This is a genomic window from Kribbella qitaiheensis (genome assembly GCF_042657745.1).
Taxonomy (GTDB): domain Bacteria; phylum Actinomycetota; class Actinomycetes; order Propionibacteriales; family Kribbellaceae; genus Kribbella; species Kribbella qitaiheensis.
Genome location: NZ_JBHSKE010000034.1, coordinates 188,542 through 201,684 on the forward strand (window position 1 = coordinate 188,542; position 13,143 = coordinate 201,684).

Here is a 13,143-nt window from a genome sequence, read left to right on the forward strand (position 1 = left end):
CTCAGGTCCGCTCCTCGACTAGGACCGCCTACCCGCTCAGTGCTCTGTAGACCGAGGCGCGGGAGTCCCCGTGTCCTCGGTCCGTACCGTCGGGCGGTCTCCCGTCCGCGCACGCGCTCGGACCGTAGCGAGCCCGGCCATCGTCCGCGGATCAGGTCGCGCTCGAACGCCGCCAGGGCGCCGAAGACGTGGACCGACGCAGCTACCGCAACATCAGCCAGGGCAACGTCGTCTACACAAACCCGCAGAACGACACCACCGTCATCCGGCACTTCGCCGGGCCCGTCTCCGACACGATCATCTCGGGTGACCCGCAGGGTGTACACACGCACGAGCTCATCGTCAGCGGGCTTTCCGGACAGCTCCGCACCGCCGGCGGCAGCGTCCTGCTGGGAGCGGGCTACATCGTCTTCCATGAGGTCTTCAACGGCGAGGAGTTCGTCAGCAGAGAGATCATCCTCAACAGGGGACCTCACCCCAACCTCGAGAGCGACCTCGCCCTGTTCTGCGACGTCGTGACGGACGCATTGGGGCTGAGCTAGCAGCTCCCCTGGATCCGACGTCGTGGGCTGCAGGAGCGACCACGACGTCGGATCCAGCCCGGAGCCCTCCGAATCGCTCGCCGCTCAGCGAGCGTGGTCGACAGCCCACTCGAAGGTGTTGTCGGCGACGTCCTGCGAGCCGGACTCGCCAGGTGTGGTCATTGCCCCCGGCAACGAGCGCCAGCGACGCCCTCTCGTCGTTACCGGTATCGACAAATGCGAGGGCGGCGACCGCAACCGGGACCGCAACAGCCACAGCCGACGCCCGCGGGGACTCGCCAAAGAGACTCGCTGAGCAACGGTTTCGCCCGGTGGCTCGGTGACCGCTGTCGAACTGAAAAGGGGAAGGTCGGCGGTTCGAGACCGCCCCTGACCACCTTCTGACCTGCAGGTTTCCTCCCAGAGGAACCTTCCGTGGGTCCAGCAACGCGGTCGAGCCCTGCCCCCATCTGATATCGGTGATGCTCGCGCCTGCGAAGGCAGTAGCGTCGAACTCGCAGAGGTCACACCCATGCATCATGATGGCTGGGCTCGGACAGCCTTGCATGTGTCCCGGCTGCTGCGCGCTGTCCTGCTAGCCGTTCTTCCGGCCAACCGCGCAGTACTCGGAGGCCGGAGTGGTGTCATTGCCGTTGGGCCGCCATTGGGAGCAGGTGACCAGGCCGGGCTCGAGAAGGTCGACGCCGTCGAAGAACCGCGCAATGTCTTGCGGCGATCGCACAGTCATCGGGGCGGAGCCGCCGGCGTTCCACATCTGCACGGCTCTGTCGACGGCCTCCGCGTTGACCTCTCTGGTCGGGTGAGAGATCACCAGGTAACTACCGGGCGGAACCGCGTCGACCAACTGCCGCACGATCCCATGGGCCTCGTCGTCATCGACAACAAAGTTCAAGATCCCAAGCAGCATGATCGCTACCGGCTGATCGAAATCCAGCGTCCTGCGCGCCTCAGTGAGGATCCGGTCCGGATCACGCATATCGGCGTCCACGTAGTCGGTGGCTCCTTCCGGACTGCTGGACAACAACGCCCGAGCGTGCGCAAGCACCATCGGGTCATTGTCGACGTACACGATGCGCGACTCGGCAGCAGCGGCCTGTGCGACCTCATGAGTATTGTCAGCCGTCGGCAGGCCAGTACCGATGTCAAGGAACTGCCGGATCTCAGCCGGCCCGGCGAGGTACCGTACAGCACGGCCCAGGAACTCCCGGTTGAACCGGGCCGACTGCACCAGCTCAGGCATGTACGCGAGGACCTGCGCGGCAGCCTCGCGGTCGGCGGCGAAGTTGTCCTTGCCACCGAGCAGGTAGTTCCACAGCCTCGCTGAGTGCGCCACGCCAATATCGAGCTTGGCCAGCAGGTCGTCGGCGGTGGGAGAGGTTTCCGTCACCATGACTCCTCACACATCGGATATGGCTAGATTGGTGTAGCGAAACGCTCCCGGACACTCTAGCCCGGCTTTGCGATGGTGGGTTGATGTTGGGGCGACACTGGCGGTTGATGAAGCGAAGTGCCTTGCCTGTAGGGGAGTCTGGACTTGTCGAAGGTTCAGAACACCCGAGGGGAAGGCACGTCGTAGCTAACCAGGCCACAACGACGGGCGCGGTATTCACTCCCGTAGACGGACCCCGCCTGGGACAAGTGCACCTCGCGCAGCTCCTCTCGGCGGGTGTCAGAACCAGCTGCGGTGACCGCCTGCATCAAACAGGCCGCGTTCACGGTGGGGCCGCGCGACAGCACCATCGCAGCGAGGTCAGTGCGTTGCTCGGGCAGGTCGCTGGGAACAACAATTAACACCAAGGCCGAGACCAGGTACGCAAACCGGGCCGGTCCGCTCGCGCCCGCCAAAGCACGCCAAGTCGATCTGAAACAAGGAATGCCATGACTACACCCACCGCCGTCAAGGACACCGGAAAACCAGCCCGTCCCGCCACCGATCCTGCCGGCCCGACTGGCCGCCTGGCCACCTGGGTCGCTCAAACAACGCTCGCCGACGTTCCCGCCTCCGTCCGCGACCGGGCCAGGCACCTGGTGCTTGACGGCATCGCCTGCGCCCTCGTGGGTGCGCAGCTGCCCGTCTCCCGCAATGGCGTCGAGGGGGTAACAGCGCTCGACAGCGCCGGGGATGCCGCACTGGTCGGCTGGGACGGCCGGGCTACCAGCGCCACGTCGGCGGCCATGTTGAACTCCAGCTTCATCCAGGCGTTCGAGCTGGATGACTACCACCCGTTGGCCCCCTTGCACAGCAACTCGCTGGTCCTGCCGGCGATGCTCGCCGCCGCCCCGCGCCTGGGCCGCGTCTCAGGTGAGCGGTTCCTGCTCGGCGCCATCCTGGGGTATGAGACCGGCCCCCGGGTCGGTCAGGCGCTCGGCGGCCTGGACGTGCTGTCCCGGGGGTGGCATTCGGGCGTGGTCTTCGGGCCCCTCGCCGCGGCCGCCGCCGCGGGAACGCTGTATGGACTGGACCCAGCCGGGTTTGAGGACGCCTTCGGGATGGCTGCGACCCAGTCCTGCGGGCTCATGTCAGCGATGTACGAATCGATGGTCAAGCGCATGCAGCACGGCTTCGCCTCGCGCAACGGCCTGACCGCCGCCGCGCTCGCGGCATCGGGCTACGTCGGCATCAAGCGGGTGTTCGAGCGCCCATACGGCGGCTGGCTGGCCGTCTTCGGCGAGGGCCACCGCACCTACTCCGAAGACATATCCAAGGGCCTGGGCACCCTGTGGGAGACCGAACGGATCGCCGTCAAGCCGTACTCGGCCATGGGATTGCTGCACGCCGCGATCGACGCCGCACTCGAGCTGCGACCCAATGTCGACGTCAGCCAGATCCAGCGGATCGACATCGACATGGGCGAAGCCGCCTACGCACACGGCGGATGGAAGGCCGAGCGCCCGCTCCAGGTGATCGGCGCTCAGATGAACGTCGCCTACGTCGTCGCGGTGGCCATCCTCGATGGCGACGTGCTCGTCGGCCAGTTCTCGCCGGACTGGATCAACCGCGATGACGTCTGGGCCTTGATCGACCGAACGCTGACGCACCACGAGCGGGCTTACGACAACCTCCCGATCGACGAGCGGCTCACCACCCGGGTGCGCCTGACCTTCAACGACGGGAGCACTCGCGCCGCCGAGGTCGTACACCCGCGCGGTACCGGCGACCGGAACCTGACGAACGCGGATATCCGTGACAAGTACGCCAAGCTGACCCACCGCGCCATCTCCGCCGAGCGCCAGGCCGCCATCGAAAAAGCCGTCCTCGGCATCGACGCTCTCGACGACATCGCTCAGCTGGCCGCTCTGCTCACACCCGCAGTGCGCTCGCCGCTCGACTGAGACCCCCACCGCCCTGGCGGGACAAACTTCAGCGCAAGCTGGCACACCGAGTCCGCTCAGACCTGGAACACCATGGCGCAAGGAATGCTGGTGGTACCCCTCCAGGAACGCCTCCAGGCCAGTGAGAGTGACTCGACCCATCAACATCCCGGGCCGCTTCACTACGTCAGCCCAGTACTCGCTCTCACTCATGCCACTGAGATCCATGCGTCCATCTTCCCGCGACGGGTCCAACAACACCGGCCGCCGGCGGTAACCGCCGTACGACGGTAAGCCCTGCGTCAGCAACGTAGCTGCCACCGACGACGGGGCGCGCTGTCGAACTGAAATCGGAAGGTCGGTGGTTCGAGACGGCCCCTGACCACACTTCGTACCTGCGGCATCTCTCTCTGAGAACCGCCGAGTCTTCTGGCAGGACCGTAACCTCCTATCCGGCTGTGGCGCAGACGTGCAAGCACCTCGCCCAGCCAGGCTGTCTCCTGCGATCGGTATCGGAGCCGGCCAAGGTTGTCCGGTTCGATCGGTGTACAGGACGCGCGGCCGGGCGTTTGCTGGACTGAGGACCACCGGCGGAGGTCTGCCGCGGTGATCGTGCAATGGCAGAAGATGCCACTGGGGGTGGAATCAACACGGGCAGAGGCGCTTGGATCGCGCACTGCTCGGGAGGGGTACTCGTACTGCCGGGCTTCGGTGCGACCGAACGCGTCCTGCCGCCCGGACAGAAGCAAGAATCGAGGGGACCAATGCGTAGATTCGCACTGGTGGTCGGGATCGTCGTCGCGCTCGGACTGGGCGGAGCGCCGTCGGCCGTTGCGGCTGAACCTGGCGTCAACCACTTCACCATCACGGAGTCGTTCACGGACGACGACTTCTGCGGGACCGGTCAGGCGGTGGACGTCTCGATCTCCATCAGGGGAACGGAGTTCCTCTCACCCAACCAGCCGGTCGGCTACCGGAATGTCAGCCAGGGCAACGTCGTCTACACAAACCCGCTGAACGACACGACCGTCATCCGGCACTTCGCCGGGCCTGTCTCCGACACGATCATCTCGGGTGACCCGCAGGGTGTACACACGCACGAGCTCATCGTCAGCGGGCTTTCCGGACAGGTTCGCACCGCCGGCGGCAGCGTCCTGCTGGGAGCGGGCTACATCGTCTTCCATGAGGTCTTCAACGGCGAGGAGTTCGTCAGCAGAGAGATCATCGTCAACAGGGGACCTCACCCCAACCTCGAGAGCGACCTCGCCCTGTTCTGCGACGTCGTGACGGACGCATTGGGGCTGAGCTAGCAGCTGCCCTGGATCCAACGTCGTGGCTGCCGGAGCGACCACGACGTCGGATCCAGCTAGAGCCTTCCGAATGGCTCGACCGCTCAGCGAGCATCGTCGACAGCCCGCTCGAGGGCTTGATCGGCGACGCTGTCACTACTCCCGCCGAGTGCTGCCGTCGAACTGAAAGCGGAAGGTCGGCGGTTCGAGACCGCCCCTGACCACACTTCTGACCTGCGATTTCTCCATCGGAGAACCGCCGACTCCTGTTGCGTCGCTTCGTCGCTCATCGGCCGCATGGGGGACCGAGAATCCACGCCGTCATGTCAGGTGAATAGTCGACGCCTTGGCCCCCGTACGCCCCCGGAGGCAACGGATCCCGCCTGATGGCGACGACCCGGCCCTCGAGGACATAGACGGCGGGGCCGGATTCACGGGCGGCAGACCGGGGTCCCTGTCCGCGGTCCTCGGGTTGAGCGTCTGCAGCGATGGGCGCGATCGGCAGGGCTGCGCTGAGGAGAACGGCCGACACTGCCGCGGTGGTCGTTCGCCAGATGGAGTGTGGCTTCCGATTCATGATTCACCTTCTCTACAAGGCGGATCCGGTCTACAAGGCGGATCCGGCGAGAACTACCCATCCAGGATGCTCCCGGCGGCGGGCTGCGTCCGCCTCAAATGAGGCACAGCGAACGGGGCATCTGCGGCACTAGGCTGGATGGATGGCAAGCGGGGAGGTGGTGGACCACCGCTCGTTTCTCGGCAGGCTCGAACCGGCTGACCGTGCGTTCCTGCTTCGGCTCGGTCATCCGAAACGCTTCCGCAAAGGAGCGAGGATCATCGTCCAGGGTGACCACAGTGACACCGTCTTCCTCACTCTTTCGGGCCTGGTCAAGGTCACCCTGGACACGCCGGATGGTCGCGAGATCGTGTTGGCCATCCTGGGGGCGGGCGACCTTCTGGGCGAGTTCGAGGTGATCGACGGAAGGCCCCAACGGACAGCGGGCAATGTCGCTGTGCTGCCCGTCGAGTGCCGCCTGATCCCGGGCGACGAGTTCATGGCGTCCCTCGAGACGCATCCGCAGATGTTGCTGGTGATGGTGCGTGTCATCATCAGCCGGTTGCGGGCGGCCGATCGCCGTCGCGAGGCCTCAGCTTCGATGGGAGTCTCGCGCAGCCTCGCCAGTTTCCTGGTCGAGCTAGTGGACCGCTACGGCACATCCGACGGATCAGTGATCGACATCAGCATCCATCTGACTCAGGAGGAGTTGGCCAGCCTGATGTCCACTTCGCGCGACTCTGCCGTTCGTGGACTCAGCACGTTGCGGACCAAAGGGCTGATCGCAACCCGCCGGCGCCAGATCGTGGTGACCGACCTTGACGGACTACGACGCTACGCATCGGCGACTGCGACGGCGCGTGACGATTGACTCTGGCTGGCCGACTCCGTGGCCGACCATTCGCTGCCCGAGTCACTCGCCGCCGACCCCGAGCGTCTCGGGCTCAGCGACGCAACTGCCGGTCGCGGACGCTCCGGCGCTTAGTCATCCAGCCACTCCGCGCCGGTGGTGTCTCGGTGGTAGCCCTGTGATAGCCCTTGCAGCAGCGGCGGCCGGTCATCGGGTTCTCACCGTCGCAGTGTTCCGCGGGGCGGAGCATGGGCCAGCCGGTCGCAGTGCGGTAGTCGTCATCTGGGTGGTCGGTCCACTCCACCCCGAACGACGAGTTCCCCGTTGTTGTCATGCGTCAACGCTAGGAATCGCGCCAGCGTGGGGGCTACGTTGTTGCACTTAGTTGCTGGCGTTCATCTCGGTTTGCGCTCGGATGATCAGAGCGCGGGCCTCCGGCCCATAGACCGCGGACTGGCAGAGCAACTCGAACATGCGGACGTAGAGACGGATCTCCTGCGGCTGGGGTTATTTCGATGCTTGCAGTAGGTGTCTCGAGTGTGACCAGCTTGTCGTCGAAGATCCAGAAGCCGGCCGAGCCCACGCCCTGTCGCTCGATCATGGCCGGCACGATCCCAAGCGCGACGTTCGGAAGGCTCATCAACGAGAGCAGTCGGTCGAGCTGGCCGACCATGGTCTCTGCGGTGCCGAACCAGGTGCGTAGGGCGTTCTCCTCCAGGACGACGGTGTACTTTCGCCGGCCCTCGTAGAGGATGGCCTGACGTTCCAAACGAGCCGCGATTGCTTCGTCTATGTCGTTCTTGGTGTTAAGGAATCGCATCCAGAACGTGAGCATCGCGCGGATGTAGTCGGCTGTCTGGAACAGTCCGGGGATGACGTTGTGCTCGTAGATTCTGAACTGGTCAGCGGTCTCGTAGGTCTGCTGGAACGCGAGCATGAGTTGCTTCATGCCTGAGGGCCCGCGCCGCCGGTACTCGACGTACATGGATTCGATCGCCCGCGCCTGGGCGACCAAGTCCGTCACCTGGTCCTCAGCCCCGCACGCTGCGCACCAAGCCCGAATGTCGGCATCGGTAGGAGGTTGGACGCCGTGTTCTAGCTTGCTGATGCGCGTGAAATGCCAGCCGGTCGCGGCGGCAAGCTCGCGACCGGTCAGGCCTGCATCTTTGCGCAGATTCCGAAGACGTAGCCCAAGGGCTTCCTGGACCTTTCAGGCTGAGCTATTCGGGTTTGTACTCACTGTAGGGAATCGTAAGAGGCCATACCTGGTCGAATGCCTTGCGGCACATCTCGACGGTCGCCGGGTTCGTCGTGGTGGTCAACGCGTTGTTCAGTCCTGCGCCGGAGTAGTGCAGAAACACGACCCTCTCGTCGTCGAACAGGTAGTAGTCGTTGCCAGGGAAGCAGAGTTCTGAGACCCGGCGCCTTGGCACGAACCGCACATCTTCGCCGGCCTCGACAATCGGATGACCGATGGCGAGCGTCCACCGCTGATAGTCGCTCAGAGGCTCCGAGACGATACGAGCGCGTTGTACGGTCCTTCCGGCGGCGATGTGGCCGCGCAACGTCGTACACCAGTCCTGAAGCCACTCAAGATCGTCCTGTTCACCGGCCGCCCACTGGGCCATGTGGGGCAGTTCGACTTCGGTGCCGTACGCGTCGCGGGTCTCCAGATGGATGGAGCTGCGCTTGAACGTCTTCAGCAGCTCCTGGAACTCGTCGTCGGTGATCTCTTCCACGAGACCTACTTGAAGAACTGGATCATGCGGTCCGGGATCTCCACGGCGGTCTCACCGTCCGGAAGGTTGAGCTTCGCCAAGGCATCAGGGTCGTCGACCACCCAGCCCTGTACGACCCAGCTACCGCGATCAGTCTTGTAGAGCGTGGGCGAGTTGGTGGGCTGGGACTCCGGGTCTCCTGCTACGAGCGTGAGTTGCATGATGACTCCCCTGCATCGGTCGTTGCGTGAACTTGCCCTGTCGAGTCTGGGATTACACGTTGTTGCCTGTCATCGGTGTTGCGGGAAGTTGCGCGAGCCAGCCTCTCATCAAAGGCCCACAGGCGGTCGGATGGTGGCGTTACCGAGCATTGGCCAGCGTGCGCACTCGGACGCTTCGAGCCGCCACATGGTGTTCTCCTGATGAGTTGAGGGCTCAGAGCACGGTCAACGGGCGCGGTACCGTGGCGTCGGCCGGATACAGGGAAAGGTCACGGCCTTTCGACGCGGGTGAGGATGATCGCGTAGCGGCACTCGGCATCGCTGGTGTTGGCGAAGACACACGGGACGGGTTCGTTGACTTCGATCGAGTCGCCCGGGTTGAGTTCGTGCACCACATCGCCTTCGTGGAAGGTCAGCCGGCCGTCGAGCACCCAGACGGCCTCCCGCTGGAAGGCCAGGGATGCTGCCGGATACGGCACGCGGGCCCCGGGCGGCAGGTGGACCTCGGCTATGTCCGTGGGGAAACGCGGCCCGGTGATCTGGCGCCGGCGATACCCGGTGGCAGGGTCGTGCCATTCCGTGGCGTCGGCCATCCGGTGCACCCCAGTGACCTCGGCCGGTGTGAGTAGGGCGGAGACGCTGACCTGGAAGGCTGCGGCCAATTTGCCGAGGACGACAGCGGTGGGGCTGCTCTCGGCGCGCTCGATCCGGTTGATCATCGCGCGGGACACACCGGAGGCGTCCGCGACCTGCGCCAGAGTCCATCGGCGCTGTTCCCGTTCACTGCGGATGCGGGCTGCGATCTGCACAGCCAGAGGATCTATTATATTGGACACAGCTCTAATATATAAGAATGGAGATCCGCCCGGTCCGCCCGCACACCTCAGCGAACCCGCGGACGCCGTCCGCAGCATCATGCACCGCCCCTGATCCGAGCAGATCCCGGGCGGCATACGGCCACGGCGCAGTACTGGCCAGGCCCTGGCATCGCTGACTCGTCGGGACTGCGATCTCTCACTACCCGTTGATGAATTTCACCTGTTGGAGGACCCATGGAACTCGGTCTCGCGCTGCCCACCGCCGGGCCGCAGACCTCGCCGGAGACGATCGTCAAGGTCGCCAAGGAGGCCGAACGGCTCGGTTACGCCGCCTTGTGGACGTTTGAACGCCTGCTCCGCCCGCTCGACAAGGTCGTGCTGTGGACGGGGGATGAACCCGAGATGCTGCCGGAGTTCTACGGCTCGGTCTACGAGCCGCTGGAGACGCTGAGCTATGTCGCCGCCGCGACTGAGCGGATCAAGCTGGGCACCGCGGTCCTGGTGGCGCCGCTGCACGTGCCCGTGATGCTCGCCCGCCGGCTCGCCACCCTGGACCAGTTCAGCGGCGGCCGGGTCATCGCCGGTCTGGGACAGGGCTGGCAGCACAACGAGTTCGAGACGGCGAACGTGTCAAGCAGCCGCAAGGGCGCCCGTACGGAGGAATTCATCACGGCGATGCGGACCGCGTGGGGCCCGGACCCGGTTCGGCACGAAGGCGAGTTCTACCGGATCGCGCCGTCGCAGGTGAACCCCAAGCCGGTCCAGGCCCGCATCCCGGTACTGCTGGCCGGGACGTCGCCGGCCGCCATCCAGCGCGCCGGCCGGATCGCGGACGGCCTGATCCCGATCACCTCCTCGGCGCAGGAACTGCGCGGGGTCGCGTCCGCGATCTATGACGCCGCCCGTGAGGCGGGCCGGGACCCCGCGGACCTCATGGTGGTCAACCAGGTGCCCTGGCCGACCCCGATCACCCGTGAGCCGATCGGGGACGGCCGGCCCTTCCTCGGCGGATCGCCCAAGCAGATCGCCGAAGACCTCATGGCCGCCCGCGAGAGTGGTGTGACCCAGGTGTACCTCGCCGGCGGCCAGGGCCTCGGGCTCGACGTGGGCCTGAAGTCCGCCGACGTGGACCAATGGCTCGAGTTGCTCGGTGAGGTGATCGACGCGGCCAGCCGCCTCGGCGTCCTCGCGCCGTGAGGATCAGCGAGCAGCGAGCGACGGCGCCCACCCGTGGACCGTTGAAACGCAGGTGCCAGGTGCGTGACGACGCACGCTCTTCCTAGTCAGCCAGCCGGATCTGAACGACGCTGTCGGCGGGAGTCAACGCCGCCAAGTCCGGCGCAACACAGCCCCCGCGAGCTATCAGGGCGGCGACGGTTTCGGTGAAGCCCACGAAGTCGTCGGTGATCGTAAGAGACTCGCCGCAGACATGATCGATCTCGACAGTCAGCACGCGCTCATCGTTGGGCGGGACTTCCAACACATAGATGCTGGCCTCCGTGATCTGGGGCCACGAAAACCCGTAGGTGTTCCCGGACTGCGTTATCCAGAGGCCGGCTTCGTCGGCCACCACTCGTGCGGTCACGCTCGCACTGTAGCGAAGGCCGATCACATTGCGCTTAGCCCCGAGGGTTCTTCGTCTCACGGTCGGACGACCTACCGACGGTGGTACGGCGGATCACCCAGGCCGGCGTCCGCGGACGCCTGGTGCTGGTGCCCTAGGCCGAGACAGGAAGCTCCGGCGTGATCAGGCCCAGCCCGAGGGCGATCATGATCGCGTTCGCGCGATTGACAGCGCCCAGCTTCTCGTACACGCGGGAAACATAGGTCTTGGCCGTCGAGAGACTGACAAACATCGCGCCGGCAATCTCAGGCACAGAACGACCCGTGGCAAGGAGGGACAGGACCTCTTGCTCGCGCGGACTGAGCGCCAGACCCACCGCCAACGGACCACTGACAGACTGCCCACTGACGGGCTGTACGCCGGCGACCTGGCCGCGACGGGCCAACGCGTGCATCAGGCCGGTCGCCGTGAAGGAAGCGGCCGCCACGGCGGCGTGCCGGATCGCTCCGAGGACTTCGGTGTTCGGGGCGGTCTTGTCGACGAAAGCGGATACGCCGGTCTCGAGCGCCCTGAACAGTACGTCGTCCTCCGCCTGGGCCGTGAGTACCACAATGCCGAGCTCGGCGTGCCGGTCGCGGAGTTCACGGGCGAGCTGGAGGCCGTCCGCGTCAGGCAGAGCGACATCCAGGACCACGACGTCCGGCCGGGCGGACTCGACCAGTGCCGGCGCCTCCGCGGCGAGGCCGCATTCGCCGACGACGGTGATGTCGGCATCAACGCTGACGAGCCTCATCAGTCCGTACCTGGTCAGTGTGTGGCCGTCGATGACGACGACTTTGATCGAGCTCTGCATTGCATGCCCCCGCCGGACTTTTCTGTGGCCCCCAGCCGAAGATGAATAGATGTCACTTACTGAACCGATGATCGGCAGCCACCTACAGTCCGTTACGGAATTCGGATGGGTGCTTTTCGCCGAAACAATTGAACACTTGGTGACAAAGTTCCAGAACGGCGGCGACGAGCAAGCCGGCGACGACGGCGGCGTGCCCTGGTACGGCGGTCACGCGACGGCCAGGATGGCCACCAACGCGCCGGCGAGCATGAACGGGCCGAAGCTCATGCTGTGCTGGAGCGTGATCCGGCGCGCGATCAGCAGCACGAGGCTCACGACACCCATCAGGACGAAGCCCAGGGACGCCCCCACGAGCAGAGTCGGCCAGCCCAGCCAGCCGAGCGCGATGCCGATTCCGCCGGCGAGCTTGACGTCCCCGCCACCGAGCTGCCCCCGGCTCAACACCGCCAGTACCAAGTAACCGCCACCGAGCACCAGCCCGCCCAGCACTGCGCGCAGCAGGTACGACGGATGCCCATCGACCGCCGTCACGAGCCCGAACAGCGCAATCAGACCCGGGTACAGCACCAGTGTCAACCGGTTGGGTAACCGCTGGACTGCGATGTCGATGGCGGCCAACGCGACCCCCAGCGCGCCGATGAAGGCGAACGGAGCCGCATCCGGACGACCGGCGAACCGCCACAGCAGCAGGGCAATCACCGCAGCGGTCACCAGCTCGAGGACGAACGGAACGCCGAACCAGCCACGACACTGCGTACACCGGATCGCGAAACGTCCGCTGAACCCTGTCCCGCAGCGCGCGCAACTGGTGGGGGCGGGCTCGCCGGAAGCTACCGACAGCCGGAAGACCGTACTGCGCAGCAGCAGTCCGGCAACGAAGCCAATGATGCCTCCGGCAACTGTCCACGCGATGTCCATGCCCGCCAAGGTACGGCGCACCTGGCGTGCGAAGGAACCACGTCACCGCAGAACCGACCGACCGGAGCCGCGAAGCCGGCTGACCGGCCGACGGTGTCAGCCGAACGACCGACAGACCCGTCATCTCCTGTCGGTCGGTCGGCGGGTGGTCACCGCCGTTGTCGGTCGATCGTCCTTCGCTATCTGGCCGGTTGACCGATGCCGGGCAGACCGGCGATCGCGCACTGTTTCGGTACCGATCGGCAGGTCGCCGTTCGATCAACGGGTGGGGTCCCACACCCGCCACCAACTGAAGGAGTTCCCATGCTCAACAACCTGCTCACCTACGTGCAGACCGCCGTCCAGCAGGCGCGTCGCGACGAGCGCGGCGCCACCATGATCGAGTACGGCCTGATGGTCGCGCTGATCGCCATGATCGTGGTTCCCGCGCTGCTGATCCTCGGCCCGGCCATCGTCGGCCTGTTCACCGACGTCGCCGGCAACCTCTGACCGATCGAGCGAT

15 protein-coding genes and 1 pseudogene are annotated in these 13,143 nt (G+C 65.7%); 6 read left to right on the forward strand and 10 right to left on the reverse strand.

Annotation, left to right across the window (positions count from 1 at the left end; translation table 11 throughout):
* Nucleotides 1-188: 188 nt before the first annotated feature.
* The gene (locus ACFPJ1_RS23445; protein WP_380107004.1) at nucleotides 189-542 is read left to right on the forward strand and encodes a hypothetical protein; all 354 of its coding nucleotides are present in this window, start codon (nucleotides 189-191) and stop codon (nucleotides 540-542) included.
* Between the two features lie 574 nt (nucleotides 543-1,116).
* Here ACFPJ1_RS23445 and ACFPJ1_RS23450 read toward each other — a convergent pair.
* On the reverse strand, nucleotides 1,117-1,929 hold the full coding sequence (locus tag ACFPJ1_RS23450; protein ID WP_380107005.1) for an SAM-dependent methyltransferase: 813 nt from the start codon (nucleotides 1,927-1,929) through the stop codon (nucleotides 1,117-1,119).
* A gap of 491 nt (nucleotides 1,930-2,420) precedes the next feature.
* Here ACFPJ1_RS23450 and ACFPJ1_RS23455 point away from each other — a divergent pair, with 491 nt between their 5' ends.
* The 3 genes from ACFPJ1_RS23455 to ACFPJ1_RS23465 all read left to right on the forward strand — a co-directional run bounded on the left by ACFPJ1_RS23455 (nucleotide 2,421) and on the right by ACFPJ1_RS23465 (nucleotide 6,570).
* A complete protein-coding gene (locus tag ACFPJ1_RS23455; protein ID WP_380107006.1) occupies nucleotides 2,421-3,875 on the forward strand; it encodes an MmgE/PrpD family protein in 1,455 nt (484 codons plus the stop codon).
* 743 nt (nucleotides 3,876-4,618) lie between these two features.
* Nucleotides 4,619-5,164 carry a hypothetical protein gene (locus ACFPJ1_RS23460; RefSeq protein WP_380107008.1) on the forward strand — a complete coding sequence of 182 codons (546 nt, stop codon included), beginning with the start codon at nucleotides 4,619-4,621 and terminating at the stop codon, nucleotides 5,162-5,164.
* A 698-nt stretch (nucleotides 5,165-5,862) separates the two neighbouring features.
* Complete coding sequence (locus tag ACFPJ1_RS23465; protein ID WP_380107009.1) at nucleotides 5,863-6,570, forward strand: Crp/Fnr family transcriptional regulator; 708 nt, start codon at nucleotides 5,863-5,865, stop codon at nucleotides 6,568-6,570.
* A 73-nt stretch (nucleotides 6,571-6,643) separates the two neighbouring features.
* Here the strand turns inward: ACFPJ1_RS23465 and ACFPJ1_RS23470 are convergent, their stop codons facing one another.
* The 6 genes and pseudogenes from ACFPJ1_RS23470 to ACFPJ1_RS23495 form a co-directional block, all read right to left on the reverse strand.
* Nucleotides 6,644-6,883, reverse strand: a complete 240-nt coding sequence (locus ACFPJ1_RS23470; RefSeq protein WP_380107011.1) for a hypothetical protein — start codon at nucleotides 6,881-6,883, stop codon at nucleotides 6,644-6,646.
* Nucleotides 6,884-6,916: 33 nt separating this feature from the next.
* Complete coding sequence (locus tag ACFPJ1_RS23475; RefSeq protein ID WP_380107013.1) at nucleotides 6,917-7,573, reverse strand: DUF5753 domain-containing protein; 657 nt, start codon at nucleotides 7,571-7,573, stop codon at nucleotides 6,917-6,919.
* 51 nt (nucleotides 7,574-7,624) lie between these two features.
* A pseudogene (locus ACFPJ1_RS23480) lies at nucleotides 7,625-7,723 on the reverse strand (helix-turn-helix domain-containing protein); the annotation flags it as partial.
* Nucleotides 7,724-7,769: 46 nt separating this feature from the next.
* Nucleotides 7,770-8,288 (reverse strand): DUF6879 family protein, encoded by a 519-nt coding sequence (locus ACFPJ1_RS23485; RefSeq protein ID WP_380107014.1) that lies wholly within the window; start codon nucleotides 8,286-8,288, stop codon nucleotides 7,770-7,772.
* Nucleotides 8,289-8,293: 5 nt separating this feature from the next.
* A complete protein-coding gene (locus ACFPJ1_RS23490) occupies nucleotides 8,294-8,488 on the reverse strand; it encodes a hypothetical protein (RefSeq protein ID WP_380107015.1) in 195 nt (64 codons plus the stop codon).
* Between the two features lie 269 nt (nucleotides 8,489-8,757).
* A complete protein-coding gene (locus tag ACFPJ1_RS23495; RefSeq protein WP_380107017.1) occupies nucleotides 8,758-9,297 on the reverse strand; it encodes a helix-turn-helix domain-containing protein in 540 nt (179 codons plus the stop codon).
* Nucleotides 9,298-9,540: 243 nt separating this feature from the next.
* Between ACFPJ1_RS23495 and ACFPJ1_RS23500 the strand changes: the two genes are divergently transcribed.
* Nucleotides 9,541-10,503, forward strand: coding sequence for a TIGR03619 family F420-dependent LLM class oxidoreductase (locus ACFPJ1_RS23500; protein WP_380107018.1), 963 nt, complete (start codon nucleotides 9,541-9,543; stop codon nucleotides 10,501-10,503).
* Between the two features lie 82 nt (nucleotides 10,504-10,585).
* Here the strand turns inward: ACFPJ1_RS23500 and ACFPJ1_RS23505 are convergent, their stop codons facing one another.
* From ACFPJ1_RS23505 to ACFPJ1_RS23515, 3 genes are all read right to left on the reverse strand, one after another.
* Nucleotides 10,586-10,891, reverse strand: a complete 306-nt coding sequence (locus ACFPJ1_RS23505; RefSeq protein ID WP_380107019.1) for a hypothetical protein — start codon at nucleotides 10,889-10,891, stop codon at nucleotides 10,586-10,588.
* Nucleotides 10,892-11,024: 133 nt separating this feature from the next.
* Nucleotides 11,025-11,723: a response regulator gene (locus tag ACFPJ1_RS23510; RefSeq protein ID WP_380107020.1), complete on the reverse strand. Its 699-nt coding sequence runs from the start codon at nucleotides 11,721-11,723 to the stop codon at nucleotides 11,025-11,027.
* A 207-nt stretch (nucleotides 11,724-11,930) separates the two neighbouring features.
* Entirely contained in the window at nucleotides 11,931-12,641 is a 711-nt protein-coding gene (locus tag ACFPJ1_RS23515; RefSeq protein WP_380107022.1) for a prepilin peptidase, read from the reverse strand.
* 303 nt (nucleotides 12,642-12,944) lie between these two features.
* Between ACFPJ1_RS23515 and ACFPJ1_RS23520 the strand changes: the two genes are divergently transcribed.
* Entirely contained in the window at nucleotides 12,945-13,130 is a 186-nt protein-coding gene (locus ACFPJ1_RS23520) for a Flp family type IVb pilin (RefSeq protein WP_380107024.1), read from the forward strand.
* The last annotated feature ends 13 nt before the right edge of the window (nucleotides 13,131-13,143 follow it).

Bases quoted from the DNA above. Each gene is read 5' to 3' on its own strand.
- ACFPJ1_RS23455 (WP_380107006.1), top strand. From the start codon at position 2,421: ATGACTACACCCACCGCCGTCAAGGACACCGGAAAACCAGCCCGTCCC.
- ACFPJ1_RS23460 (WP_380107008.1), top strand. From the start codon at position 4,619: ATGCGTAGATTCGCACTGGTGGTCGGGATCGTCGTCGCGCTCGGACTG.
- ACFPJ1_RS23465 (WP_380107009.1), top strand. From the start codon at position 5,863: ATGGCAAGCGGGGAGGTGGTGGACCACCGCTCGTTTCTCGGCAGGCTC.
- ACFPJ1_RS23470 (WP_380107011.1), bottom strand. From the start codon at position 6,883: ATGACAACAACGGGGAACTCGTCGTTCGGGGTGGAGTGGACCGACCAC.
- ACFPJ1_RS23490 (WP_380107015.1), bottom strand. From the start codon at position 8,488: ATGCAACTCACGCTCGTAGCAGGAGACCCGGAGTCCCAGCCCACCAAC.
- ACFPJ1_RS23500 (WP_380107018.1), top strand. From the start codon at position 9,541: ATGGAACTCGGTCTCGCGCTGCCCACCGCCGGGCCGCAGACCTCGCCG.
- ACFPJ1_RS23510 (WP_380107020.1), bottom strand. From the start codon at position 11,723: ATGCAGAGCTCGATCAAAGTCGTCGTCATCGACGGCCACACACTGACC.
- ACFPJ1_RS23515 (WP_380107022.1), bottom strand. From the start codon at position 12,641: ATGGACATCGCGTGGACAGTTGCCGGAGGCATCATTGGCTTCGTTGCC.
- ACFPJ1_RS23520 (WP_380107024.1), top strand. From the start codon at position 12,945: ATGCTCAACAACCTGCTCACCTACGTGCAGACCGCCGTCCAGCAGGCG.